The organism is Rathayibacter sp. AY1C1 (assembly GCF_002932105.1).
Classification (GTDB): Bacteria; Actinomycetota; Actinomycetes; order Actinomycetales; family Microbacteriaceae; genus Rathayibacter.
This window is the reverse complement of sequence record NZ_PSWH01000027.1, coordinates 28,057-51,765: the sequence shown is the minus strand read 5'-3', so window position 1 is coordinate 51,765 and position 23,709 is coordinate 28,057. Positions and strand designations below refer to the sequence as shown.

The window sequence follows — 23,709 nt, the reverse complement described above, 5'->3', positions numbered from 1 at the left end:
GAGACAGTCCCGGAAGCACATGCCCGACAGCCACGCCGCCCGCACCCCCTACGAGGTGCTGGGCGTCGCCGCCACCGCGTCCGACGACGAGCTCCGCCGGGCGTACCGGCTCCGCCTCCGCGAGACCCATCCGGACACGGGAGGCGACGCCGCGTCGTTCCACGCGGTGCAGCTCGCCTGGGAGCGGATCGGCAGCGCCTCCGCCCGCGGCGACTACGACCGAGGCGCTCCCGCCCCCGGGAGGTCCTCCCCGCAGTCGCCGTACACCGGCTCACCGCGCCCGCAGACCGCCTCGGCCGTGCGCGCCCGCTCCTACGGTCACCCGGGAGGCGCGGCGCGCGAGTACTACCTGCGCCTGGTGCGCGAGTGGCTCGGCCGCGGCGTCGAGACCGAGGACCCCTTCGACCCGGCGATCGTCCGCTCCGCTCCTCGCGAGGTCCGCTCCTGGCTCGCGAAGGCTCAGGCCGAGGAGGCGACGGCCGCGCTCGTCGGCGCGCTCGGCATCGCCTACACGATCTGGAACGACGTCGCGGTCGGCGACGGCGGGCTCAAGATCGACCACCTCGTGCTCGGGCCGGCCGGCCTGCTCGCGCTGACCTCCGCCGACTGGGGCGACCCGGTCCGTCTGAGGAAGGGCGAGCTCGAGGGCCCCGGGATCGCCGAGGACGAGAAGCCGATCGCCTCGCTCGCGAAGGCCGCGCGCCGTCTCGGCCGCGAGCTGGGCGTCCGCTTCTCGACGAGCGTCGTGGTCGTGCCGGACGACGCGCTGGAGCAGCCGTTCGAGCAGGTCGAGCGCGGCAGGCACCAGGGCGCCGTCGTCATCCGCCGCTCGCTGCTGCCGCAGCTGCTGCGCTCCGGCACGGACGACCCGCGGCTCGGCGGGTACGGCGAGTCGTTCGAGGTCCGCACCCGCGTGCAGAACCGCATCCGCTTCGTCTGACGCCGCGCTAGCCGCCGCTCGCGACCGGGGCAAGGGGTTAGCGCGCATCCGGCGCCCCGCCCACCATGGGACGTGCCCCCGGGCATCCCACGACGAGCGGAACGAGGACGGACCATGGTGCGATTCGGATACACCCTGATGACCGAGCAGAGCGGACCCAAGCAGCTGGTGGGCTACGCGGTCGACGCCGAGAGGCTCGGCTTCGAGTTCGCGGTCTCGAGCGACCACTACTCGCCGTGGCTGACCGAGCAGGGGCACGCCTCCTACGCCTGGACGCTGCTCGGAGCGGTCGCGCAGGCCACGTCGACCATCGACCTCACGACCTACGTCACCGCGCCGACCATCCGCTACCACCCGGCCGTGGTGGCTCAGAAGGCCGCGACGCTCGCGATCCTCTCCGACGACCGCTTCACGCTCGGCCTCGGCTCGGGCGAGAACCTCAACGAGCACGTCGTCGGCGAGGGCTGGCCCTCGGTCGCCGTGCGCCAGGACATGCTCGAGGAGGCCGTCCACCTCATCCGCGAGCTGCACACCGGCGAGCTGGTGACCTGGGAGGGCGAGTACTTCCGCGTCGACTCCGCCCGCATCTGGGACCTGCCGGACACGCCGGTCGAGATCGGCCTGGCGGTCTCGGGGGAGAAGTCGATCGCCCGCTTCGCGCCGATCGGCGACCACCTCATCACGACCGAGCCCGACGCCGAGCTGATCTCGCAGTGGACCGCGGTCCGCGGTGCGGACGCCGCCCCCTCGCGCACGATCGGCCAGATCCCGATCTGCTGGGCGCCGGACAAGGAGCAGGGAGTGGCGCTGGCCCACGAGCAGTTCCGCTGGTTCGCCGGCGGCTGGGCGGTCAACTCCGATCTGCCGACCCCCGCCGGCTTCGCCGGAGCGAGCCAGTTCGTGCGCCTTGAGGACGTCGCCGAGCAGATCGCCTGCGGCCCCGATCTCGACGAGCTCGCCCAGAGCTTCGTGCCCTACATCGAGGCGGGCTTCACCGACATCGCCCTCGTCCAGGTCGGCGACGAGCTGCAGCAGCGGTTCCTCGACGAGGCGGCGGAGGGGCTCCTGGAGCGCCTGCGCGCACTCGCCCCCTGAGGCCGCCGGCGGGTCGCGCGGTCAGAATCCGCGGAGGCGCTCGATGTCGCGCCGGTCGCGCTTGGTCGGGCGGCCCGCTCCGCGGTCACGGACGATCACGCCCGGCGCGGACTCCCGGGGTGGCGGCGGGGGCGTCCGGTCCTCCATGCACTCGGCGGCCACCGGCGCACCGACCCGCTTGACCACGAGTCCGCGGACGATCAGCTCCCGGTCGAAGCCGCCGATCCGGGCGCGGACCTCATCGCCCACCCGCACGGTCTGCGCCGCCTTGGCCCGCTCGCCGTTGACGCGGATGTGGCCGGCCCGGGCCGCGGTCGTCGCGGCGGAGCGCGTCTTGTAGATGCGCACCGCCCAGAGCCACGCGTCCACCCGCACGGCACCGGTCACCGGGATCTGCATCCCCCCAGTCTACGAACGGCGCCCGCTCGCCACCCACCCCGCGGTCCTACACTGGCCGCCGACAAGGAGGTTCCCATGAACCGAGACGACAGCATCTACACCGGAGCGGACGACGCGCTGCGGAGCGGCGACGACCGCATGGTCGCGGCGAACGACAGCTCCGGAGCCGGCGGAACCCGCGGCGACGTCGGCATGAGCACGACGAGCGGCGAGGGCACCGGGGTCCCCACCCGCGGCGCGCCTCCGCAGAGCGGATCCCCGTCCGAGCTGCGCCCCACCGGCTTCCCGCACGCGGGCCTGGAGTTCTCGCTCGTCCCGTCCGGGCACGAGGAGTGGCGGATCGAGCACCCGGGCGGTCGCACCGTCGGCGTCCTCGCCGTCATCTCGCACGCGGGCGAGGAGTCGGAGGCCGTGTTCGTCACGCGCCGCGTCGGCTCCGAGGACGCCGTGGCCGAGGGCACCGACTGGCGCGGCATCGTCTCGGCCGTGATCAACGACGAGGCGGCGGACGAGCGCGATCCGGTGCAGCTCGACCCCACCGTCGAGCACGTCCGCGGCGGACTGATCAGCCGCGGCCCCGCGGACGTCGACGGCCTCTCCTGAGCCCTCTCTCCTCCGGGACGCCGTCCGCGCTCGGCGCGGGGCGTCCCACGGGGAGGATCGGAGTCTCAGCGGGCGAGCAGCGCGGCGTTGATCCGGGCCGAGAGGTCGGCGTCGACGCGGCGGTCGGTCCCGTCGACGGCGCGGACGGGAGCGGCGTTGCGCGCGCTCGAGACCAGCCACGCCGCGTCCGCCGCCTCCAGATCGCCCGAGCGCAGCGGACGCACCGCCGTCCCGAGTCCGAGGCCCGGCGCGAGCGCGAACAGGTCGGCCTGCGTGGTGCCGGGCAGCAGCCCGAGGCTCGGCGGAGGAGTCACGAGCTCCCCGCCCGTCAGCAGCACGAGGTTCGAGGTCGGCCCCTCGAGCAGGTAGCCGTCGCTCGACACGAACAGGGCGTCGTCGGCACCGCGCCGGGCAGCCTCCCGCACGGCCGCACGGTTCACCGCGTACGAGAGCGTCTTCGCGCCGGCGAGCAGCCAGGGGGACGTCGACTGCACGTCCGAGCGCAGCCCGCGGTCCAGCAGCACTACGCGCACGCCGTCGCGGCGGGCCGGGCCGAAGTCCGGGCTGGTCTGGACGAAGACGACGCCGGTGGGCCGCCCGCCGCCCTCGACGCCGCGGGTCAGGATCGTCTTCACCATCGCCTCGGCGACGGGCGGGTGCGCGGCCACCGCCGCTCCGATCGCCTCGAGCCAGGCGGGCCGGTCCGGCCGGGGCAGGTCGAGCATCCGGGCCGAGCGCTCGAAGCGGTCCAGGTGCGCGTCGAGCGCCTGCAGCCGTCCGTCGACCAGGTTGATCGTCTCGAACACGCCGTCGCCGCGGGTGAAGCCGAGGTCGGTGACGTCCAGATCGCCGCGCCCGCTCGGATCGATGCGGTGCGCGGGTCCTCCCGGCGAGTGCGCCTCGGCGTCGAGGGAGGGTCGGTCGAGGACGACGAGGGTCTCAGCGGGCATGGGCGGTGCGGTCCTTCCGGGAGCGGCGGCGGGGGGAGAAGCGGAGCAGCGCGATCGTCAGCAGGGCGCCGATCAGGGAGCCGCTGCCGTTCGAGACGAGGTCCTGCACGTCGGAGACGCGGGTCGGCAGCCACAGCAGCTGCGCTGTCTCGACGGCCGCCGACACGGCGAGCCCGATGACGGCGGCCCACAGGCGGCGAACCGCCGGCAGCTGCGCGGCGATCAGCGCACCGAGCGGCACGAAGAGCAGCACGTTCGCGGTGAACTCCGCCACGTCGAAGTCGAACCAGCCGGTGAGCGGCGTGGAAGCGAGGAAGGCGATGATCCCGCGGATCAGCGCGTTGGGCTCCCCGGCCGGGTAGGGCGCGGGCGTCAGCGTGATCAGGGCGATCAGCGCGAGCCAGGCGAGCGTCGCGAGGCGGAGGGGTCTCGAGCGGCGCATCGTACGATTCTGCCAGCCCGTCGGGGTCGGGCGCGGCGGGCGCGGTGTGGGAGGCTGGAGGGCATGACCAGCGAGGACCCCGGCGCGGACGCCGTGCTCCCGCGCCACCCCTTCGACGCGTCGCTCGGCGACGGCTGGGTCGAGATCGGCGACGGACGCCGCTTCTGGGGGCGCTTCGGCGCCGCCGGCCTCCTCCTGCGCGATCCGTCGGGACGCGTCCTGCTCCAGCACCGCGTCAGCTGGAGCCACTTCGGGGACACCTGGGGGCTGCCCGGCGGCGCCCGTCACCCCGAGGAGACGGCCTTCGAGGCGGCCCTCCGGGAGTCGGAGGAGGAGGCGGGCGTCCCCGCCGACCTGATCCGGCCCGTGCTCTCCAGCGTCGTCGTGATCGGACCGTGGAGCTACTCCACCGTCCTGGCCGAGTCCCGCGAGCACTTCACTCCTCGCATCAGCGACGCCGAGAGCACCGAGCTGCGCTGGGTCGCCCCCGACGAGGTCGACTCCCTGCCGCTGCACCCGGGCTTCGGAGCGGCCTGGCCGGGTCTGCGCGCGCTCGGCTCCTCGATCCCGGTGCTCGTCGTGGACGCCGCCAACGTGGTCGGCTCACGCCCCGACGGCTGGTGGAGCGACCGCGCCGGCGCCGCGGAGCGCCTCCTCGCCTCCCTGGCCCGCCTCGCGGAGGCCGGCGTCCCCGGCCGTCTCCTGGGGATCGACGCCGACACGGTCTGGCCGCGCATCGCCGTGGTGCTCGAGGGAGTGGCGCGCGCCGCCCGTCCGGAGGCGGGCGCTCTCACGGAGCGGCTGACGGTCCACGCGGCCGACGGCTCGGGCGACGACGCGATCGTCGAGCTGGTCGGCGCGCTCGAGACCGCGGTCGTCGTGACGGCCGACCGTGGACTGGCCGCCCGCGTCGAGGCGCTCGGGGCCGCCGTGGTCGGTCCGAGGTCGCTGCTCGACCTCCTCGATCCCGCCCGGGAATAGGCCGCGGGGGCACCCGGTTGCATCCCCCATGGCTACGACTGCGATGACCCTCGACTCCCACGACCAGACGATCGCCGACGGCATCGTCCTCATCGACTTCTGGGCCGACTGGTGCGGCCCGTGCAAGCAGTTCGCTCCGGTCTTCGAGGCCACGAGCGAGAAGAACGCCGACATCACCTTCGCGAAGGTCGACACGGAGGACCAGCAGCAGCTCGCCGCGAGCTACGGCATCTCCTCCATCCCCACCCTCGTGGTGTACCGCGACGGCATCCCGCTGATGGCTCAGCCCGGCGCCCTGCCCGCCCCCGCGCTCGACAACCTGATCGAGCAGGTCCGCGGCCTCGACATGGTCGAGGTGCGCCGCCAGTACGAGGAGGCGAAGGCCGCTCAGGAGGCCGGCGCCGCCCCGCAGGCCTGATCCGCCCGGCGCCTCGACCCGCTCCGCAGGCGGGAGGCGCCCGCAGACGCACGAGAACCCCCGGCAGCCGTGAGGCCGCCGGGGGTTCCGTCGTTCCGAGCCGGGATCAGCCGGTGTTCTGCAGACCCGCCGCGACTCCGTTGACCGCGAGCAGGAGCAGCCGCTGGTTCTGCTCCGTCCCGGATCCGCCCGGGTCGGTGCGGAGCGCCTTCAGTGCGCGCAGCTGCAGGAGCGAGAGCGCGTTCACGTACGGGGTGCGCAGGCGCACGGCACGGCCGAGCACGCGGTGGCCCGTGAGCAGGCTCTCCTCGCCGGTGATCGAGAGCACCCACCGGCGGGTGAGCGCCATCTCGTCGAGCACGAGTCCGGCGAGGTCGTCGCGGGAGTCGAGGGCGAGGTAGCGGCGGGCGATGCCCTCGTCGGTCTTCGCGAGCGACATCTCCACGTTGTCGACCATCGTCGTGAACAGCGGCCAGGAGGCGTAGGCCTCGCGGAGCAGGTCGAGGTCGCCGACGGCCTCGAGCGCGCTGCCCAGCCCGAACCAGCCGGTCAGGTTGACGCGGGCCTGGGTCCAGGCGAAGACCCACGGGATCGCTCGCAGGTCCTCGAGCGACTCGACGGAGAGGCCGCGGCGGGCCGGACGCGAGCCGAGGGCGAGCAGGCCCACCTCCTCCTGGGGGGTGACCCGGGCGAACCACGGCGCGAAGCCGTCGGCCTTCACGAGCTCGAAGAAGCGGCGGCGCGACTCGCGGTCCATCGTCGCCGCCACCTCGGCGAAGCGCTCCGCGGCGCCCGCGTTGCGCTCGCCCACCGCGGGGGAGGAGGCGAGCAGCGTCGCTCCCGCCACCTGCTCGATGTGCCGGGTGGCGATGTCCGGGTTGCCGTAGCGGGCGAAGATGACCTCGCCCTGCTCCGTCAGCTTGAAGCGGCCGTCCACCGATCCGGGCGGCTGCGCGAGGACGGCCCGGTTGGCCGGCCCGCCGCCGCGGCCGAGCGCTCCGCCGCGCCCGTGGAACAGCGTGAGCACGATGCCCTCGTCGGCCGCCCACTGCGCGATGCGCGCCTGCGCGTCGTAGAGCGCGAGCGTCGCCGAGACCGGTCCGACGTCCTTCGACGAGTCGGAGTAGCCGAGCATCACCTCGAGCCGGTCGCCGGTGGCCGCGAGGCGCGCCTGCACCTGGGGGAGGCGGATCATCTCGGCGAGGATGTCGGTCGAGGCGTCGAGGTCGGCGAAGGTCTCGAAGAGCGGGACCGCGTCGATGATCGGCGGCTTGCCGTCGGTCGCCGCCTCGGCCAGTTCGAAGACCGTCCGCAGGTCGTCGGCCGACTGCGTGAAGGAGACGATGTACCGCCTCGCCGCGTCGGTGCCGAAGCGCTCCTGGACCTTCGCGATCGCCCGGAACACCGACAGGACCTCGAGGCCGCGCTCGTCGAGCTCCTCGCCGGCGCGGATCGCGGCGATCGTCTCGCGGTGCACCTTCGAGTGCTGGCGCACCTCGATCTCGGCGAGGTGGAAGCCGAAGGTCTCGAGCTGCCAGACGAAGTCCTGGAGGTCGCCGTAGGCGGCGCGGACGTCCTCGGCCTCGACCAGGGACTCCTGGAGGGTGCGCAGCTCGGCCAGCAGCTCGGCGGCGGCGGAGTAGGCCAGCGGCCCCTCGGACCGGGTCGCGGCCAGGCGCTCGGCCGCGAAGAGCAGGACGCGGCGGTGCGCCTCGTTGGGCGAGCGCTCGGCGATGTCGGCGGCGAGCTCGGGAGCCCGCTCGACGCAGGAGGCCCAGAGCGCCTCGACGGCGGCCGACGGGGGAGTGGTCGACGCGTCGAGGGTCAGCGCGCGGCCCACGCGGCGGGCGACCCGCTCGAGGCCCATGAGGACGTGCTCGGAGGCGATGTCCACCGCAGCGAGGGTCGTCTCGGCGGTGACGAAGGGATTGCCGTCGCGGTCGCCGCCGATCCAGGTGCCCAGGCGGACGAAGGCCGGTGCGACCGGAGCCCGGGTGCCCGAGCCCTCGCCGAGCAGAGCGTCGTCGAGGCGGCGGTAGACGCGGGGGAGCACCGAGAACAGCGACTCGTCGAAGACGCTCATCGCGGTGCGCACCTCGTCGAGGGGAGTGGGCTTGGACTCGCGCAGCGGAGCGGTGCGCCACAGCGTGTCGACCTCGGCCAGCAGCTTGCGGCGGATCTCCACCAGCACGACGCCGCCCATGCGCGGGTCGTCGCGCTGCTCGAGCAGGTCGCTGATGCGGCGGATGGTCGAGGCCACTGCGCGGCGGCGCGCCTCGGTCGGGTGCGCCGTGAGGACCGGGCGGAACTCCAGTCGGGACAGGCGCGCGAACGCCTCGTCCTCCCCGAGCTCCCCGGTCAGCCGGCGCATCGAGGCGAGGATCGAGTCCTCGGGCGACTGCGCGCCGGCGTCGGCCTCGCGCCGGCGCAGCACGCGGACGCGGTGGAACTCCTCCGCCACGTTGACGAGGTGGAAGTAGCAGGTGAACGCCCGGGCGACCTCCTCGGCGCGCTCGAGCGTGAGCGAGGCGACGAACTCCTCCGCCTCCGCGGTCCCGGCGGCGTCGCCGCTGTCGTAGGCGCTGATCGTGAGCGCGCGCAGGCGCTCCACGTCCTCGTAGAGGGAGGGCTCGCCCGACTCGCGGAGCACCTGGCCGAGCAGCTCGCCCAGCAGGTGGACGTCGGCGCGGATCCTCTCGTCGAGCGGAGGCGCGGTCGTCCCGTCGGCGGAGGAGGGGGCGGTGGCGGAGGCGGGTGCTGCGGTCGCGGCGGACGCGTCGGAGAACGGATGCACGGGAGAGACCTTAGCGGCGGTGCGTATCGAGCACATGACGCCTGCGTCACGATCCGAACTGGAATGATCGAGGGGTGACCGTGACAACCGCACCCCCCGCTCCCGCCGTCCAGACCGAGCAGGCGGCACCCCATGTCGTCGTGCTGTTCGGCGCCGTCGGCGACCTGGCCCGGCGCAAGCTCATCCCGGGGATGGCCCACCTCGCGCTCTCCTCCCTCGCACCGGACCTGCAGATCGTCGGCACCTCGCTCGAGGAGCACGACGACGCCTCGTTCCGCGCCTTCGCGAAGCTGGCCTACGACGAGTTCGGGAGCCGCTCCCTGACGCCGGCGCAGTGGGACGAGTTCGCGTCCAAGCTCCGCTACGTCCCGCAGTCCGCCGGTCCGGCCGCGCTGGCCGCCGCCGTGACCGACGCCGAGGCGGTCCTCGGCCCGGACGTGAGCCGGCTGCACTACCTCAGCGTCCCGCCCAGGGCAGCTCTCTCCGTCGTGCGGATGCTCGCCGAGGCCGGGCTGGTCGAGCGCTCGCGGATCATCATGGAGAAGCCGTTCGGCGTCGACCTCGAGAGCGCGGTCGTCCTCAACGCGGAGCTCCACGAGACCTTCAGCGAGGAGCAGATCTTCCGGATCGACCACTTCCTCGGCAAGGAGCCGGCGCAGAACATCCTCGCCTTCCGCTTCGCCAACGGCCTCTTCGAGCCCATCTGGAACCGCAACTTCATCGATCACGTCCAGATCGACATCCCCGAGCGCCTCACGCTCGACCGTCGCGCCGAGTTCTACGAGTCCACCGGCGCGTACAAGGACATGGTCGTCACCCACCTCTTCCAGGTGCTGGCGTTCATGGCGATGGAGCCGCCGACCGCGCTGGAGCCCCAGGCCATCAGCGAGGAGAAGAACAAGGTCTTCCGCTCGATGCGTCCGCTGAACCCCGAGAACGTGGTGCGCGGCCAGTACATCGGCTACCGCGACGAGCCGGGCGTCGCCGCCGACTCCGAGACCGACACCTTCGTCGCGCTGAAGTGCGAGATCGACAACTGGCGCTGGGCGGGAGTGCCGTTCTACCTCCGCACCGGCAAGCGGATGGCCGAGGGTCAGCGCATCATCTCGATCGCGTTCCGCGAGCCCCCGAAGAGCATGTTCCCGCAGGGCTCCGGAGTCGGTGCCCACGGCCCGGACCACCTCACCTTCGACCTGGCGGACGCCTCGAAGGTCTCGCTCTCGTTCTACGGGAAGCGCCCCGGTCCCGGCATGCGGCTCGACAAGCTGAGCATGCAGTTCGCGCTCCAGGAGACCGACCGCGCGGGCGACGCGCTCGAGGCCTACGAGCGCCTGATCCTCGACGCGATGCGCGGAGACCACACGCTGTTCACCACCGCGGAGGGCATCGAGCGGCTCTGGGAGGTCTCCGCGCCCCTCCTGCAGGATCCGCCGCCCGTCCGTCTCTACGCGCCCGGCTCCTGGGGGCCGAACGCCATCCACCAGCTGATCGCGCCGCACGCCTGGCGCCTGCCGTTCGAGCGGGTCTGGCGCGACAAGCGCTGACCACGCCGCCGTGCGCCCCGCCTAGGCTGGGCGCATGGCGCGCACCGGTGAGGACCGGATCTGGACGGTCCCGAACGTCCTCAGCATGGTGCGCCTCGCCCTGGTGCCGGTGTTCCTCGTGCTCGTGGTCCTCGGTGAGGACGCGCTCGCGCTCCTGACCCTCGTGGTCTCGAGCCTCACCGACTACCTCGACGGCTGGATCGCGCGCCGCTTCGACCAGATGACGCGCCTCGGACGCGTCCTCGATCCGGCCGCCGACCGGCTCTACATCTTCGCCACCGTCCTGGGCCTCGCGGCCCGCGGACTGGTGCCCTGGTGGCTGGTCGCCGTGCTGCTCGCCCGCGACCTGATGCTCGTGGTCCTGGCGGTCGTCCTGGCGAACAACGGCTACGGACCGCTTCCCGTGCACCACCTGGGGAAATTCGCGACCTTCTGCCTCTTCTACGCGCTCCCGCTGATCATGCTGGGGCAGGCGTTCCCGGCCCTCGCGCCCGCCTCGCTCCCCATCGCCTGGGCCTTCGCGCTGTGGGGCGCATTCCTCTACTGGTGGGCCGGGATCGTCTACGCCGTCCAGACGCGGGACCTCGTCCTGGGGGTCCGCACAGGTGCTCAGGGGTCCGACGAGGGTCACGATTCGGATACGCTGACCTGATAGGAGGTACGTCTTGGTCGAGCCCGTCGGTGGAGCATCATCCGCCCAGCACAATTCCGTTCCCGGTGAGCCGTCGACGGAGACGACTCTGACGTTCACCGACGACATCGGTGCCCAGCTCGCCGCTCTCGACAACCGCGCGTCCCGCGAGGAGGCCGAGGCCGTCGGGGCTCTGCCCTCGGGATCCGCGCTGCTGGTCGTGCGCCGCGGACCGAACACCGGCGCCCGCTTCCTCCTCGACACCGACTCCACGACGGTCGGCCGTCACCCCGACGCGGGCATCTTCCTCGACGACGTCACGGTCTCGCGCCGGCACGCCGAGTTCGTCCGCCGCGGCACGGCGTTCGAGGTCCACGACCTCGGCTCCCTGAACGGCACCTACTTCGACGGGGTCCGGATCGAGTCCGCGATCCTCACCGACGGCTCCGAGGTGCAGGTCGGCAAGTTCCGACTCACCTTCTACGCGTCCCGCGCCGACCTCGTCGCCGCTCCGGACGCGTGAGCCGTGGGCCGCTCCTCCGCGCGCGCCCTCCCCACCGGCTCCGCCGCTCTGCTGAGCATCGGGCAGGTGCTGGCCAGGCTGACCAGTGAGTTCCCGGACGTCACCCCGTCCAAGCTGCGCTTCCTCGAGGAGCAGGGGCTCGTCTCGCCGGCCCGCACCGACTCCGGCTACCGCAAGTTCTCGGGCTCCGACGTCGAGCGGCTCCGGATGATCCTCGCTCTGCAGCGCGACCACTACCTCCCCCTCAAGGTCATCCGCGGATACCTCGACGACATCGACGCCGGACGCGAGCCCGCCCTGCCGGCCGGTGTCGGGGGTCCGAGCGCCTCGCTCCTCGGCCCCGCCACGCGGTTGACCCGCGAGGGCCTCGCGGCCGAGTCCGGTGCCACGCCCGCTCTCGTCCAGGAGGCCATCGCCGCCGGGCTCGTGCGGGGCGGCGACGTGTTCGGGGACGAGGCCGTGACGACGCTCAAGGCGCTCGTCGACCTCGGCCGATCCGGTATCGAGCCCCGCCATCTCCGACCGCTCCGCGTCGCCGTCGAGCGCGAGATGTCGCTCATCGAGAGCGTCGTCGCCTCCAGCGCCCGCCGCGGAGAGGCGTCCGGCTCCGCCGGCGCTGCCGAGAACGCGGTGGGGCTCGCGACCCAGCTGGGCACGATCCGCGGGGCGATGGTGCGCAGCGCCCTCTCGCGGATCGCCCGCTCGTGAGGGCCGCGCCGCCGGCCGTCGGGCGGCCCGTGCGACACGCCGCGGCGCCGAGGCCGATGTCGTTTACTCGGCCTGCGCCGGTCGGTACGGTAGGGAGCGCGTTCGGAGGATCCGGCGTCCGGATCCGAGAGGCACAGGGATGAGAGAAGTCAGCCGCGACGTCAGCGGCCAGCGCGACCTCGTCCTGTTCACCGACGGACTGCCCGAGCTCGACGCCGACGCGGGCTACCGCGGGGCCGTCGCGGCGCGCGCCGCGGGGATCACCTACCGGCAGCTCGACTACTGGGCGCGGACCGAGCTCGTCGAGCCCACCGTGCGCGGCGCGTCCGGCTCCGGAACGCAGCGCCTCTACGGCTTCCGCGACATCCTCGTGCTGAAGCTGGTCAAGCGCCTGCTCGACACCGGGATCTCGCTCCAGCAGATCCGCACGGCGGTCAACCAGCTCCGCGAGTCCGGGGTCGACGACCTCGCGCAGACGACCCTGATGAGCGACGGCGCGAGCGTCTACCTCTGCACCTCGAACGACGAGGTCATCGACCTGCTCAGCCGCGGCCAGGGCGTCTTCGGCATCGCCGTCGGCAAGGTCCTCCGCGAAGTCGAGTCGAGCCTCGTCGAGCTCGACCATCAGTCGGTCGACCCGGGCGACGAGCTCGCCCAGCGCCGCGCCTCCCGCCGCGTCGGCTGACCGCCCACCCCTCGCGGGTCGGCCGCGGCCCCGGGGACTCCGGGGTCTCCTCCGCGCGCTCAGCTGATCAGGAGCGGACCTGCCTGCAGCCGTGCTGAGCGGGCAACGGGCGGCACCCGAGTCTCACCGAGCTGGTCGAATGGCGGGCCCCGCCCGCGTGATCCGTCCGCCGGACGCGAGCTCCCCGCCGATCACGCCCGCTAGCATGCGGGTCCGATGACGGGCTCCGTCCGTGTCCCGCCCTGCGGATCCGACGATGGGCTCCGCCCGCGCATCGAGAGCCCGCGCTGAACTCCGACGCCGAGCGTCCGCCGGCGCCGTCCCTGGCACTCCTCGGGCACCGAGCATCGCCCGCGTCCCGAGACCTCGAGCCGGAGGAGTTCGGCGGACCCGCCGGCCCTAGGTCGCGGCGGGGACCTGCTCGCCGATGCGACCGGTGCGGATCACGCGGTCGAGCAGCAGGTCGAAGTTGTGCGCCATCTCCTGAGCGCTCTCCCCGGGCCAGACGTGCACGGGCTTCGCCGCGCCCTGCGCCTGCTGGAGGGAGGTGCGCTCCGGGAGCTGCGGGCTGAGCACGAGCGGTCCGAACATGTCGCGCAGCTCCTTGATCCGGAACTGGTGCTCCAGCGACTGGACGCGGGCGCGGTTGACGATGATGCCCAGCGGCTGGAGGCGCGGGCTGAGTCCGCGGCGGATCTCCTCGATCGCCCGGAGCGCCCGGTCGGCGGCGGCCACCGAGAACAGGCCCGGCTCCGTGACGACGGCGACGCGGTCGCTCGCGGCCCACGCCGTGCGGGTCAGGGCGTTGAGCGAGGGGGCGCAGTCGATCAGCACGAGGTCGTAGTCGGCCTCGACGCTCGCGAGGGCCTCCTCGAGCTTCCAGATGTCGCGGATGCTGGGGTGCGGCCCGTCGAAGTTGATCGCGGAGGGGCTGCCGATCAGCACGTCGATCGTGCCGTGGTGCTCCTTGGTCCAGCCGGAGGGGGCGATCGCCGAGCGGACGATCTTCTCCTTCGGCGACGTCAGGACGTCGGCGATGTTGAGGTGGCCGGCGACGTTGATGTCCATTCCGGTCGACACGTCGGACTGGGGATCGAGGTCGACGACCAGCGTTCGCAGGCCCTTCGAGAACGCCGCGGATGCAAGGCCGAGCGTCACCGTGGTCTTGCCGACGCCGCCCTTGAGGGAGCTCACGCTGAGTACATGCATGGCTGACTACTTTACGTTCCTCCGGGCGGCAGAACCTAACCGTTCGCTGCACGCGCCGTCCGCGCCGCCTCCGGAAGCGGGCAGCACTAGCAGTCGGAGCGCGCTCCGACCAAGCCGCCCGGCGCGATCCGGGCCCGCCGGTACACTCGTCCTGAGCGGAAGGAGGCTCGTTCGCATGGATGAGCGCAATGACGAACAGCCCGACACCGGCACCGGTCCCACGCCGCGGACCGCCATGGACGCGGCTCGGGAATCGGGTCAGTACTCCCCGCGAGCGAGCGACACCGCTCCGACCCTCCTGCCCGACGGCGTGCGGATCACTCCGCCCGGCCCGCGACGCCGCTCCACCGCCCCCGCTCCGGTCGAGGACGAGGACGCGATCGACGTCGGCCGCCTCGGCCTGCCGCCCTCGCGCTCGCACGCTCTCGCGCCCCCGGAGCCGAGTCCTGCTCCGACCCCCTCACCGGCTCCCGCTCACCCGTCCGGCGCGAACGGACCGGTCTCGGCGGGGATCCCCGCCCGAGCGGAGTCCGCCGAGAAGCCCGCGGCGTCCGAGTCCGCGGGGGAGCCCGCCGCCGTCCCCACGCGCCGCGACCGCCTCCGCGCCGAGTCCTCGAGCGCCGCTCCCGCTCCGTCCGCGCCGAGCGCCGCCGTCCCCGAGTCGGCGTCGATGCTCACCCCGGACAGGCTCCTGGAGGTCAACCGCAAGACCCGTCCCGCTCCCACGGGCGGCTGGCACCGCTTCCTCTACGGCCTGACCTTCCACACGGTCAACCTCGGCGACTCCGCGAAGGTGAAGGCGTGGAAGGCGATGGACGAGCGGATCGGCCGGCAGTTCGAGGGCGGCACCCGCTTCGTCCCGGTCATGACCCGCAAGGGCGGCGTCGGCAAGACGACGGTCACGACGCTCCTGGGCATGGCCCTCGCCGATGCGCGCGAGGACCGCATCATCGCGGTCGACGCGAACCCCGACCGCGGCACCCTGGCCGAGCGCGTCCCCAAGCAGACGCGGGCGACCGTCCGCGATGTCGTGAACCGCGCGGCCGGCGTGACCGGATTCACCGAGTTCTCGACGATGGTCTCCCGCGACGAGACCCGCCTCGACGTCCTCGCCTCCGACACCGACCCGCAGCTCTCCGAGGCCTTCGACGAGGACGACTACAACGTGGTCGCCGACCTGGTCGAGCGCTTCTACTCGATCATGCTCACCGACTGCGGCACGGGCATCGTGCACTCGGTGATGCGGCCCACGCTGCAGCGCGCCGACACGGTGGTGATCGTCTCGGGCGGCAGCGTCGACGAGGCCCGCCTGGCCTCCGAGACCCTCACCTGGCTGGACGCGAACGGCTATGGCGCCCTGGTGCGCAACGCGGTCGTCGCGCTCAACACGGCGACGCAGGGCACGAGCCTGGTGAAGCTGGAGGAGATCGAGTCGCACTTCCGCTCCCGCGTCCGCGACATCGTCCGCATCCCCTACGACCCGGTGCTCGCCGCCGGATCCGTGGTGAAGTGGGAGCAGCTGCGCGAGGGCACGAAGGACGCCGCACGCCTGCTCGCCGCGCTCGTGGTCGAGGGCATGCCGGTCCGACGTGTCTGAGCCCCGGGGCTCCGAGGCGGTGTCCGCCGCGTTCCAGGACCGCACCGACGGACCCGACGCGACCACCGACTCCTTCGACCTGATCGTCATCGGGGCCGGCTCCGGCAACTCGATCGTCGGTCCGGAGTTCGACGGCCTGCGGGTCGCGATCCTCGACGACGGGGAGTGGTTCGGCGGCACCTGCCTCAACGCCGGCTGCATCCCGACCAAGATGTTCGTCCACGTCGCCGACGTGATCACCGACGTCGACCAGGGCGGCCCGATCGGCGTCCACTCGCGCCTGCGCCGCCCCGAGTGGGCCGAGGTGCGCGACCGGGTCTTCGGCCGGATCGACGCGATCAGCGAGGGCGGGTTCGAGTACCGCGATCAGCGCTCCCCGAACGTGACCGTCCTCCGCGAGAGCTTCGGCTTCGAGTCGCTCGGAGACGGCGACCGCCCGCACGTCCTCGTCAGCGCCAGCGGTGCCCGCATCAGTGCGCCGCAGGTGGTCGTGGCCGCCGGCTCGCGGCCCAGGCCGCTCCTGGCCGCGTACGAGCCAGACCCCCGCATCCAGGACTCCTCCTCCGTCATGCGGCTCGACGAGCTCCCCGAGCGGATGCTGATCCTCGGCGGCGGCGCGGTGGCCGTCGAGTTCGCCCACGTCTTCTCCTCCTTCGGCACAGCCGTGACCGTCGCCGTCCGCGGCGACCGCCTCCTCCGCACCCTCGACGAGGACGTCTCGCGCCGGTTCACCGGGATCGCCGCCGAGCGGTACACGGTGCTCACCGGAGTGAGCGCGGAGAGCGTCGACGCCCGACCTGACGGGCTCCGCGTCGCCCTCAGCGACGGCACGACGGTCGAGACCGACCTGCTCCTCGTCGCCCTCGGCCGCGACCCCAACAGCGACACGGTCGCCGCCGCCTCCGTCGGGATCGATCTGCACGAGGACGGCCGGATCAGCGTCGACCCCGAGCAGCGCGTCCTCTCCGGCGGACACCCCGTGCCCGGCCTCTTCGCCCTCGGCGACGTGTCGTCCCGCTGGCAGCTCAAGCACGTCGCCAACCACGAGGCGCGCCTCGTGGCGCACAACCTCCTGCACCCGGGCGAGCTGCTCTCCGACACCCTCTCGCCGGTGCCCGGCGCGATCTTCGCCCACCCGCAGATCGCCCACTTCGGGCTCACCGCGGCCGAAGCGCGAGACCAGGGCCTGGACGTCGTCACCGTCACCCAGGAGTACGGCTCCACCGCCTTCGGCTGGGCGCTCGAGGACGACTCCAGCGCCTGCCTCCTGGTCGTCGGACTCGACGGCGCCCTCCTCGGCGCGCACATCATCGGGCCGCAGGCCAGTATCCTCATTCAGCCGCTCGTCCAGGCCGCCAGCGCCGGCACCGGCATCCGCGGACTCGCTCGCAGCCAGTACTGGCCGCACCCCGCAGCGAGCGAAGTCGTCGAGAACGCCCTCCTGAGCGCGGAGGAGGCCCTGAGGGAGCGCACCACATGACCGTACGCCAGATCCGCATCTTCGGGGACCCGGTGCTGAAGACCCCGTCCACGACCATCGAGACGGTCGACGCCGGCGTCCGCGGCCTCGTCGAGGACCTCGTCGACAGCGTCCGACCGCCCGGACGCGCCGGCGTCGCAGCCCCCCAGATCGGCGTCAACCTCCGCGCCTTCAGCTACAACGTCGACGGCGTCATCGGGTACATCCTCAACCCCGAGATCATCGAGCTCAGCGGAGACCCGCGACCGGTCGACGAGGGCTGCCTCTCCGTCCCGAACCTCTGGTACCCCGCGATCCGCTACCCGCACGCGAAGGTCCGCGGCACCGACCTCGACGGCAACGAGATCGTCCTCGAAGGCGACGGCCTCATGGCCCAGGCCCTCCAGCACGAATGCGACCACCTCGACGGACGCCTCTACCTCGACCGCCTCTCCCAGGACGACCGCCGCGCCGCCATGAAGGCCGTCCGGGAATCCGACTGGTTCTGAGTTGGATTCCGAGCCGGTCCTTGCCCGGCTCGGCGCGGTCGGCTTTTCGAGGTGGGCGCGTTCGGTGGAGCGTCGTGCGTTCCGCCGACGGGGAAGCGCTGGGACGCGCTTTCCCGGATACGGCTGTGTCGAGGGGGGGGCGGTCCCTGCCCGGCCCGGCGCGGTCGGCTCAGCGAGGTGGGGGCGTTCCGTGGAGCGTCGTGCGTTTCGCCGACGGGAAAGCGCTGGGACGCGCTTTCCCGGATACGGCTGTGTTGGTGGGGAGCCGGTCCTTGCCCGGCTCCACGCAGTCGGCCGCTCGAGGTGGGCGCGTTCCATGGAGCGTCGTGCGTTCCGCCGACGGGAAAGCGCTGGGACGCGCTTTTCCGGATACGGCTGTGTCGAGGGGGGGGCCGGTCCTTGTCCGGCTCCGCGCGGTCGGCTTTTCGGGGTGGGCGCGTTCTATGGAGCGTCGTGCGTTCCGCCGACGGGAAAGCGCTGGGACGCGCTTTCCCGGATACGGCTGTGTCGAGGGGGGGCCGGTCCTTGTCCGGCTCCGCGCGGTCGGCTTTTCGGGGTGGGCGCGTTCGGTGGAGCGTCGTGCGTTCCGCCGACGGGAAAGCGCTGGGACGCGCTTTTCCGGATACGGCTGTGTCGAGGGTGGGCCGGTCCCTGCCCGGCTCCGCGCGGTCGGCTTTTCGAGGTGGGCGCGTTCTGTGGAGCGTCGTGCGTTCCGCCGACGGGAAAGCGCTGGGACGCGCTTTCCCGGATACGGCTGTGTTGAGGGGGAGCCGGTCCCTGCCCGGCCCGGCGCGGTCGGCACCGCGACAGGGGCGCGTCGAGGAGAGCGTCGGGCGTTCCGCCGACGGGATAGAGCTGGGCGCGCTGTCCCGGAGGCGGCTGCGATCGGGACGGCCTGGTGGTAACGGCGGGAGAGCGCGGGGTCAGCGGAGGGAGATGCCCTCGGTGGCGGGGGCGGCGGAGTAGACGGCGGCGATGGTGTCGGCGAAGTCGGCGAGGATGACGTTGCGCTTGATGCTCATCTTCGGAGTCAGGTGACCGCTCGCCTCCGTGAACTCCCTCGGGAGGATCACGAACTTCCGGATCGACTCTGCACGGGACACGCGCTCGTTCGCCGCATCGACGGCCCGCTGCACCTCGGCCAGAACGACCGGGTTCACGGCCGCGTCCTCGAGTGAGAGGCCCTTGTCCTGCCCGTTGTTGGCGAGCCACGTCGGCAGCATCTCGGAGTCGAGCGTGACCAGAGCGGCGATGAACGGGCGCTGATCGCCGACGACGACGACCTGGCCGACCAGCGGGTTCGCGCGGATCGGATCCTCCAGCGCCGCCGGAGCGACGTTCTTGCCGCCGGCGGTGACGATGATCTCCTTCTTCCGCCCGGTGACGCGCAGGTACCCGTCCTCGTCCAGGGTTCCGAGGTCGCCCGTGCGGAACCACTCGCCGTCGAACGACTCGGCCGTCGCCGCCTCGTTGTTCCAGTAGCCGCCGAAGACGTCGATGCCGCGCACCTGGATCTCGCCGTCGCCCGCGATCCGGATCGAGACCCCGGGCATCGCCGGGCCCACCGAGCCGATCTTGAACCGCTCGGTGCGGTTGACCGTGGCGGGCGCCGTCGTCTCCGTGAGGCCGTAGCCCTCGAGGATCTTGATGCCGAGGCTGTGGAAGAAGTGCCCGAGCCGGTCTCCCAGCGGCGCCGAGCCGGACACGGCGAAGCGGACGTTCCCGCCCATGGCGGTGCGCAGCTTCGAGTACACGAGCCGGTCGAAGAGGAGGAACTGCAGCTTCAGCGCGAGCGGCACCGAGCCCGCCTCGAGCGCCATCGAGTGGGCGACGGCGACGTCGGCCGCGCGGCGGAAGATCTTCCCCTTCCCTCCGGCCTCGGCCTTCTGCTCCGCGGAGTTGTAGACCTTCTCGAACACGCGCGGCACGGCCAGGAGGAACGTCGGCTTGAAGGACGCGAGCGAGGGGAGCAGCTGCCTGGTGTCGGCCTGGTGCCCCACCTTCACCCCGCCGTGCACGCAGAGGATCGCGATGAAGCGGGCGAACACGTGCGCGGTGGTGATGAACAGCAGCGTCGACGCGCCGGGCTGGTGGATCAGCTCCGTCAGCGCGACCGCCGAGTTGCGGCTGAGCTCGACGAAGTTCGAGTGCCGGATGATGCAGCCCTTGGGGCGGCCGGTGGAGCCGGAGGTGTAGATGATGGTCGCGATGTCGGTGCCGGTCGCCAGCGAGCGGCGGCGCTCGATCTCGGCGTCCGGCACGTCGCCGCCGCGCGCGACGAGCTTGTCCAGATCGCCCAGCCCGATCTGCCAGGCGAGGCGGACCTCGGGAAGGTCGGCGCGGATCTCGTCGAAGCGGGCGAAGTGCTCGGGGGTCTCGACGATCACGGCGTGCGCGCCGGAGTCGGCGAGGTTCCACTGCACCTGCGCGGGGGAGGAGGTCTCGTACACCGGGACGAGGATCCCGCCGGCGAACCAGACGGCGAAGTCGATCAGCGTCCACTCGTAGCGCGTCTTGCAGATCAGCCCGACCTTCTCGCCCGGCTCGAGGCCGGCGGCGACGAAGCCCTTCGCGAGGGCCGTGACCTGGTCGAGGAACTCCTGCGCCGTCATTTCGCGCCAGCCGTCGCCGTCGGGCAGCGCGAAGAGCGGGCGATCGGGTGTCTCGCGGACGCGGTCCAGCAGGAGGGCGGTCGTGTTGGCCTGGGGATCGGCCGGAACCACCAGGGGGGAATCGAACTGGTCCACGGCAACTCCTTCGGTACCTGAATGAACGTCGTCTCCACCCTACCGGCGCGGCGCAAGCTGTGGATCCGTTCAGGGTAACGATCCAGGGGTGGCTCCGCGAGGAGGGCCGACACGCGTCGCCGGGTCTCGCCGCTGAGCCGCATCGGAGCGCTCGCGGTCACTACACTCGTCCTGGCCGCCGCTCAGGGCGGCCCGCCGACGCTGCCGCGCCGGTGGCGACGGGAAGGCGGTTCGCGTGCACGCGATCGGGATCGACATCGGCGGCACGAAGATCGCCGGAGCCCTGGTCGACGAGTTCGGGGGGATCCTCCGCGAGGACCGTCGGCCCACTCCTGCCGGGCACCCCGAGCTGATCGTCGACGTCGTGGTCGAGATGGTCGAGCATCTGCGCTCCGGCCTGCTCCCGGGAGACGTCTCCGCGGTCGGAGTCGCCGCCGCCGGCTTCATCGACGCCTCGCAGTCGATCGTCTACTACGCCCCGAACATCAACTGGCGCAACGAGCCCTTCCGCGAGAAGCTCTCGGCCCGCATCGACCTGCCGATCATCATCGAGAACGATGCGAACGCCGCCGGCTGGGCCGAGTTCCGCTACGGCTCGGGCCGCCTCGTCAGCGACATGCTGATGCTCACCATCGGCACCGGAGTGGGTGGCGCGATCGTCATCAACGACCGGCTCCTGCGCGGCGGCTTCGGCGCCGCGGCCGAGATCGGGCACATGCGCGTCGTCCCCGGAGGCCTGCCCTGCGGCTGCGGCGCACGCGGCTGCATCGAGCAGTACGGCTCGGGCCGCGCGCTCCAGCGCTTCGCCGGCGAGCTGGCCGACGCGGGCGGGATCGGCCAGGGCATCGCCGACGCCCGCGCCCGCAACGGCGGCGAGCTGAACGGCCACCTCATCTCCGAGCTGATCACCGCTGGCGACCTCGGCGCCCTCGCGGCGCTGCGACAGCTCGGCCACTGGCTGGGCGAGGCGGCGGCCAGCCTGAGCGCCGTCCTCGACCCGCAGATGTTCGTCATCGGCGGCGGAGTGGCGCAGGCGGGGGACCTCCTGCTGGACCCCATCCGCCAGGCCTACCTCGACAACCTCCCCGCCCGGGGCTACCACCCCGAGCCCGAGTTCCGCATCGCGGAGCTCGTCAATGACGCCGGAGTCGTGGGGGCCGCCGACCTGGCGCGCCTGCACGCGAGCTCCCTCTAGCGGCACCCGCCGCACCCGATCCGCCGCACCGCCGAGGAGCCCGATGTTCTACTGGTTCATGAAGCACATCGTCGCGGGCCCGCTCCTGAAGACGATCTTCCGGCCGTGGGTGGTCGGCGCCGACAAGGTGCCGCAGAACGGCGGCGTGATCCTCGCGAGCAACCACCTCTCCTTCATCGACTCCGTGATCCTCCCGCTGGTGATCGAGCGGAACATGGTCTTCCTCGCCAAGAGCGACTACTTCACCGGCAAGGGCCTCAAGGGCTGGGCGACGCGGACGTTCTTCACCGCCACGGGGATGCTGCCCATCGACCGCTCCGGTGGCAAGGCGTCGGAGGCCTCGCTCAACACGGGCCTCCGCGTCCTCGCGGGCGGCCACGCCCTGGGCATCTATCCCGAGGGCACGCGCAGCCCCGACGGCCGCATGTACCGCGGCCGCACCGGTGTCGCACGCATGGTCCTCGAGGCCCGCGTGCCCGTCATCCCGGTCGCCATGATCGACACCGCGCGCATCATGCCCATCGGCAAGCGCCTGCCGAAGCTGGGCCGCATCGGCATCGTCTTCGGGGAGCCGCTCGACTTCAGCCGCTTCGAGGGCATGGAGGGCGACCGGTTCATCCTCCGCTCGATCACCGACGAGATCATGTACGAGCTCCTCGCCCTGAGCGGCCAGGAGTACCTCGACGTCTACGCGACCTCGGTCAAGGAGAAGCGCGCGGCCCTCACCCGCTGAGCGCCCGCTCGACGCCGGGGCCCCCTCCCGGCCGAGCGCCCTGCCAGGCGATAAGCTCGTCAACCGCTGCCGTCCGTCCGGACGGCGGCCCTCCGCGCGCCGCTGGCGCCCGTCAGAACCGGGAACACCCTCGTGGTCATCGATCCGAACGAACCGTACGTCCTCGCCGCCCCCTCCGTGGTCGCCGGCCTGGACTATTGGCGCGAGCTCGAGATCAAGCAGCAGCCGCAGTGGCCCGATGCGGAGGCCGTGCGAGCGGCGTCCGCCGAGGTGGCCGCGCTCCCTCCGCTGGTGTTCGCCGGCGAGGTGGACCAGCTGCGCGAGCGTCTCGGAGCCGCGGCCCGCGGCGAGGCGTTCCTCCTGCAGGGCGGCGACTGCGCCGAGACCTTCGCCGGAGCGACCGCCGAGCAGATCCGCAACCGCGTCAAGACCGTGCTGCAGATGGCCGTCGTCCTGACCTACGGCGCGAGCATGCCCGTCATCAAGATGGGCCGGATGGCCGGCCAGTTCGCGAAGCCGCGCTCGAGCGACCTCGAGACCCGCGGCGACGTGACCCTGCCCGCCTACCGCGGCGACATCGTCAACGGCTACGACTTCACCCCGGAGTCGCGCGCCGCGGACCCGCGTCGCATCGTGCAGGGCTACCACACCGCCGCCTCGACGCTGAACCTCATCCGCGCCTTCACGCAGGGCGGATTCGCCGACCTGCGCCTCGTCCACTACTGGAACAAGGGCTTCACCGAGAACCCGCAGAACCAGCGCTACGAGCAGCTGGCCCGCGAGATCGACCGCGCGGTCAAGTTCATGGTGGCGTGCGGGGCCGACTTCGAGGGCATGAAGCGCACCGAGTTCTACACCGGCCACGAGGGCCTGCTGATGGACTACGAGCGCCCCATGACGCGCATCGACTCGCGGACCGGCACGCCGTACAACACCTCCAGCCACTTCATCTGGATCGGCGAGCGCACCCGCGAGCTCGACGGCGCGCACGTCGACTTCCTGTCGCGGGTGCGCAACCCGATCGGCGTGAAGCTCGGCCCGTCGACCACGCCCGAGACGATGCTCGAGCTGATCGACAAGCTCGACCCCGAGCGGGAGCCCGGTCGCCTCACCTTCATCACCCGCATGGGTGCCGGGAGGATCCGCGACGCCCTCCCGCCGCTGCTCGAGGCCGTCAAGCGGAGCGACGCCCTGCCGCTGTGGGTGACCGATCCGATGCACGGCAACGGGCTGACGACGCCGACCGGCTACAAGACCCGTCGCTTCGACGACGTGGTCGACGAGGTGAAGGGCTTCTTCGAGGCGCACCGCGCCGCGGGGACGCACCCGGGCGGCATCCACGTCGAGCTCACGGGCGACGACGTCACCGAGTGCCTCGGCGGCTCGGAGCACATCGACGAGGCGACGCTCGCCACCCGATACGAGTCGGTCTGCGACCCGCGCCTCAACCACATGCAGTCGCTCGAGCTCGCGTTCCTCGTGGCGGAGGAGCTCCGGGGCCGCGCGATCTGATCCGACCCCGACCGCCGGTCGAGTCCCCGCCGAGG

22 protein-coding genes are annotated in these 23,709 nt (G+C 72.4%); 16 read left to right on the top strand and 6 right to left on the bottom strand.

Features of this window, described 5'->3' with window-relative positions:
* Both C5C71_RS12825 and C5C71_RS12820 read left to right on the top strand, forming a co-directional pair.
* Window positions 1-940 (top strand): DnaJ domain-containing protein (locus C5C71_RS12825; protein ID WP_258068724.1); only part of this gene is annotated, 940 nt, incomplete at its 5' end.
* 114 nt (window positions 941-1,054) lie between these two features.
* Window positions 1,055-2,035 (top strand): TIGR03557 family F420-dependent LLM class oxidoreductase, encoded by a 981-nt coding sequence (locus C5C71_RS12820; protein ID WP_104337825.1) that lies wholly within the window; start codon window positions 1,055-1,057, stop codon window positions 2,033-2,035.
* A 21-nt stretch (window positions 2,036-2,056) separates the two neighbouring features.
* On the opposite strand, the gene C5C71_RS12815 is transcribed toward C5C71_RS12820, so the two are convergent.
* On the bottom strand, window positions 2,057-2,434 hold the full coding sequence (locus tag C5C71_RS12815) for an RNA-binding S4 domain-containing protein (protein ID WP_181027140.1): 378 nt from the start codon (window positions 2,432-2,434) through the stop codon (window positions 2,057-2,059).
* 75 nt (window positions 2,435-2,509) lie between these two features.
* Between C5C71_RS12815 and C5C71_RS12810 the strand changes: the two genes are divergently transcribed.
* Window positions 2,510-3,037 (top strand): hypothetical protein, encoded by a 528-nt coding sequence (locus C5C71_RS12810; protein WP_104225386.1) that lies wholly within the window; start codon window positions 2,510-2,512, stop codon window positions 3,035-3,037.
* 65 nt (window positions 3,038-3,102) lie between these two features.
* Here the strand turns inward: C5C71_RS12810 and C5C71_RS12805 are convergent, their stop codons facing one another.
* Window positions 3,103-3,987 (bottom strand): aminotransferase class IV, encoded by an 885-nt coding sequence (locus tag C5C71_RS12805; protein ID WP_104225385.1) that lies wholly within the window; start codon window positions 3,985-3,987, stop codon window positions 3,103-3,105.
* Window positions 3,977-4,429, bottom strand: coding sequence for a VanZ family protein (locus C5C71_RS12800; protein ID WP_104337824.1), 453 nt, complete (start codon window positions 4,427-4,429; stop codon window positions 3,977-3,979). The genes C5C71_RS12805 and C5C71_RS12800 overlap by 11 nt, the downstream gene beginning before the upstream one ends.
* A gap of 63 nt (window positions 4,430-4,492) precedes the next feature.
* Between C5C71_RS12800 and C5C71_RS12795 the strand changes: the two genes are divergently transcribed.
* Window positions 4,493-5,410, top strand: coding sequence for an NUDIX domain-containing protein (locus C5C71_RS12795; RefSeq protein WP_104337823.1), 918 nt, complete (start codon window positions 4,493-4,495; stop codon window positions 5,408-5,410).
* A 28-nt stretch (window positions 5,411-5,438) separates the two neighbouring features.
* A complete protein-coding gene (trxA, locus tag C5C71_RS12790) occupies window positions 5,439-5,828 on the top strand; it encodes a thioredoxin (protein WP_104225382.1) in 390 nt (129 codons plus the stop codon).
* A gap of 106 nt (window positions 5,829-5,934) precedes the next feature.
* Here the strand turns inward: trxA and C5C71_RS12785 are convergent, their stop codons facing one another.
* A complete protein-coding gene (locus C5C71_RS12785; protein WP_104337822.1) occupies window positions 5,935-8,658 on the bottom strand; it encodes a phosphoenolpyruvate carboxylase in 2,724 nt (907 codons plus the stop codon).
* A gap of 44 nt (window positions 8,659-8,702) precedes the next feature.
* On the opposite strand from C5C71_RS12785, the gene zwf reads away from it, so the two are divergent.
* The 5 genes from zwf (at window position 8,703) to C5C71_RS12760 (ending at window position 12,713) form a co-directional block, all read left to right on the top strand.
* Window positions 8,703-10,166 carry a glucose-6-phosphate dehydrogenase gene (zwf, locus tag C5C71_RS12780; RefSeq protein WP_104225448.1) on the top strand — a complete coding sequence of 488 codons (1,464 nt, stop codon included), beginning with the start codon at window positions 8,703-8,705 and terminating at the stop codon, window positions 10,164-10,166.
* A gap of 34 nt (window positions 10,167-10,200) precedes the next feature.
* A complete protein-coding gene (locus C5C71_RS12775) occupies window positions 10,201-10,818 on the top strand; it encodes a CDP-alcohol phosphatidyltransferase family protein (RefSeq protein WP_104222572.1) in 618 nt (205 codons plus the stop codon).
* Between the two features lie 13 nt (window positions 10,819-10,831).
* The gene (locus C5C71_RS12770; RefSeq protein WP_104222573.1) at window positions 10,832-11,320 is read left to right on the top strand and encodes an FHA domain-containing protein; all 489 of its coding nucleotides are present in this window, start codon (window positions 10,832-10,834) and stop codon (window positions 11,318-11,320) included.
* Between the two features lie 3 nt (window positions 11,321-11,323).
* Window positions 11,324-12,028 carry a MerR family transcriptional regulator gene (locus C5C71_RS12765; RefSeq protein WP_104222574.1) on the top strand — a complete coding sequence of 235 codons (705 nt, stop codon included), beginning with the start codon at window positions 11,324-11,326 and terminating at the stop codon, window positions 12,026-12,028.
* 139 nt (window positions 12,029-12,167) lie between these two features.
* Complete coding sequence (locus C5C71_RS12760; protein ID WP_104222575.1) at window positions 12,168-12,713, top strand: MerR family transcriptional regulator; 546 nt, start codon at window positions 12,168-12,170, stop codon at window positions 12,711-12,713.
* 399 nt (window positions 12,714-13,112) lie between these two features.
* Here C5C71_RS12760 and C5C71_RS12755 read toward each other — a convergent pair whose 3' ends face one another.
* A complete protein-coding gene (locus tag C5C71_RS12755) occupies window positions 13,113-13,922 on the bottom strand; it encodes a ParA family protein (protein WP_104222576.1) in 810 nt (269 codons plus the stop codon).
* Between the two features lie 175 nt (window positions 13,923-14,097).
* Here C5C71_RS12755 and C5C71_RS12750 point away from each other — a divergent pair, with 175 nt between their 5' ends.
* From C5C71_RS12750 to def, 3 genes are read left to right on the top strand one after another with little or no spacing between them, the layout of a single operon-like run.
* Complete coding sequence (locus C5C71_RS12750; RefSeq protein ID WP_258063289.1) at window positions 14,098-15,519, top strand: MinD/ParA family protein; 1,422 nt, start codon at window positions 14,098-14,100, stop codon at window positions 15,517-15,519.
* On the top strand, window positions 15,512-16,999 hold the full coding sequence (locus tag C5C71_RS12745) for a mycothione reductase (protein ID WP_258068723.1): 1,488 nt from the start codon (window positions 15,512-15,514) through the stop codon (window positions 16,997-16,999). The genes C5C71_RS12750 and C5C71_RS12745 overlap by 8 nt, the downstream gene beginning before the upstream one ends.
* Window positions 16,996-17,487 (top strand): peptide deformylase, encoded by a 492-nt coding sequence (def, locus tag C5C71_RS12740; RefSeq protein ID WP_104337820.1) that lies wholly within the window; start codon window positions 16,996-16,998, stop codon window positions 17,485-17,487. The genes C5C71_RS12745 and def overlap by 4 nt, the downstream gene beginning before the upstream one ends.
* A gap of 923 nt (window positions 17,488-18,410) precedes the next feature.
* Here the strand turns inward: def and C5C71_RS12735 are convergent.
* Window positions 18,411-20,234 (bottom strand): long-chain fatty acid--CoA ligase, encoded by a 1,824-nt coding sequence (locus C5C71_RS12735; protein ID WP_104337819.1) that lies wholly within the window; start codon window positions 20,232-20,234, stop codon window positions 18,411-18,413.
* 235 nt (window positions 20,235-20,469) lie between these two features.
* On the opposite strand from C5C71_RS12735, the gene C5C71_RS12730 reads away from it, so the two are divergent.
* From C5C71_RS12730 to C5C71_RS12720, 3 genes are all read left to right on the top strand, one after another.
* A complete protein-coding gene (locus tag C5C71_RS12730; protein WP_104222580.1) occupies window positions 20,470-21,429 on the top strand; it encodes an ROK family glucokinase in 960 nt (319 codons plus the stop codon).
* A 43-nt stretch (window positions 21,430-21,472) separates the two neighbouring features.
* Window positions 21,473-22,162, top strand: a complete 690-nt coding sequence (locus C5C71_RS12725; RefSeq protein WP_104222581.1) for a 1-acyl-sn-glycerol-3-phosphate acyltransferase — start codon at window positions 21,473-21,475, stop codon at window positions 22,160-22,162.
* 177 nt (window positions 22,163-22,339) lie between these two features.
* Window positions 22,340-23,674, top strand: a complete 1,335-nt coding sequence (locus tag C5C71_RS12720) for a class II 3-deoxy-7-phosphoheptulonate synthase (protein ID WP_104222617.1) — start codon at window positions 22,340-22,342, stop codon at window positions 23,672-23,674.
* The last annotated feature ends 35 nt before the right edge of the window (window positions 23,675-23,709 follow it).

Excerpts from the sequence above, each read along its gene's own strand:
- C5C71_RS12820 (WP_104337825.1), top strand. The coding sequence starts at position 1,055 with ATGGTGCGATTCGGATACACCCTGATGACCGAGCAGAGCGGACCCAAG.
- C5C71_RS12815 (WP_181027140.1), bottom strand. The coding sequence starts at position 2,434 with ATGCAGATCCCGGTGACCGGTGCCGTGCGGGTGGACGCGTGGCTCTGG.
- C5C71_RS12810 (WP_104225386.1), top strand. The coding sequence starts at position 2,510 with ATGAACCGAGACGACAGCATCTACACCGGAGCGGACGACGCGCTGCGG.
- C5C71_RS12805 (WP_104225385.1), bottom strand. The coding sequence starts at position 3,987 with ATGCCCGCTGAGACCCTCGTCGTCCTCGACCGACCCTCCCTCGACGCC.
- C5C71_RS12800 (WP_104337824.1), bottom strand. The coding sequence starts at position 4,429 with ATGCGCCGCTCGAGACCCCTCCGCCTCGCGACGCTCGCCTGGCTCGCG.
- C5C71_RS12795 (WP_104337823.1), top strand. The coding sequence starts at position 4,493 with ATGACCAGCGAGGACCCCGGCGCGGACGCCGTGCTCCCGCGCCACCCC.
- trxA (WP_104225382.1), top strand. The coding sequence starts at position 5,439 with ATGGCTACGACTGCGATGACCCTCGACTCCCACGACCAGACGATCGCC.
- C5C71_RS12785 (WP_104337822.1), bottom strand. The coding sequence starts at position 8,658 with ATGTGCTCGATACGCACCGCCGCTAAGGTCTCTCCCGTGCATCCGTTC.
- C5C71_RS12775 (WP_104222572.1), top strand. The coding sequence starts at position 10,201 with ATGGCGCGCACCGGTGAGGACCGGATCTGGACGGTCCCGAACGTCCTC.
- C5C71_RS12760 (WP_104222575.1), top strand. The coding sequence starts at position 12,168 with ATGAGAGAAGTCAGCCGCGACGTCAGCGGCCAGCGCGACCTCGTCCTG.
- C5C71_RS12755 (WP_104222576.1), bottom strand. The coding sequence starts at position 13,922 with ATGCATGTACTCAGCGTGAGCTCCCTCAAGGGCGGCGTCGGCAAGACC.
- C5C71_RS12750 (WP_258063289.1), top strand. The coding sequence starts at position 14,098 with ATGGATGAGCGCAATGACGAACAGCCCGACACCGGCACCGGTCCCACG.
- def (WP_104337820.1), top strand. The coding sequence starts at position 16,996 with ATGACCGTACGCCAGATCCGCATCTTCGGGGACCCGGTGCTGAAGACC.
- C5C71_RS12725 (WP_104222581.1), top strand. The coding sequence starts at position 21,473 with ATGTTCTACTGGTTCATGAAGCACATCGTCGCGGGCCCGCTCCTGAAG.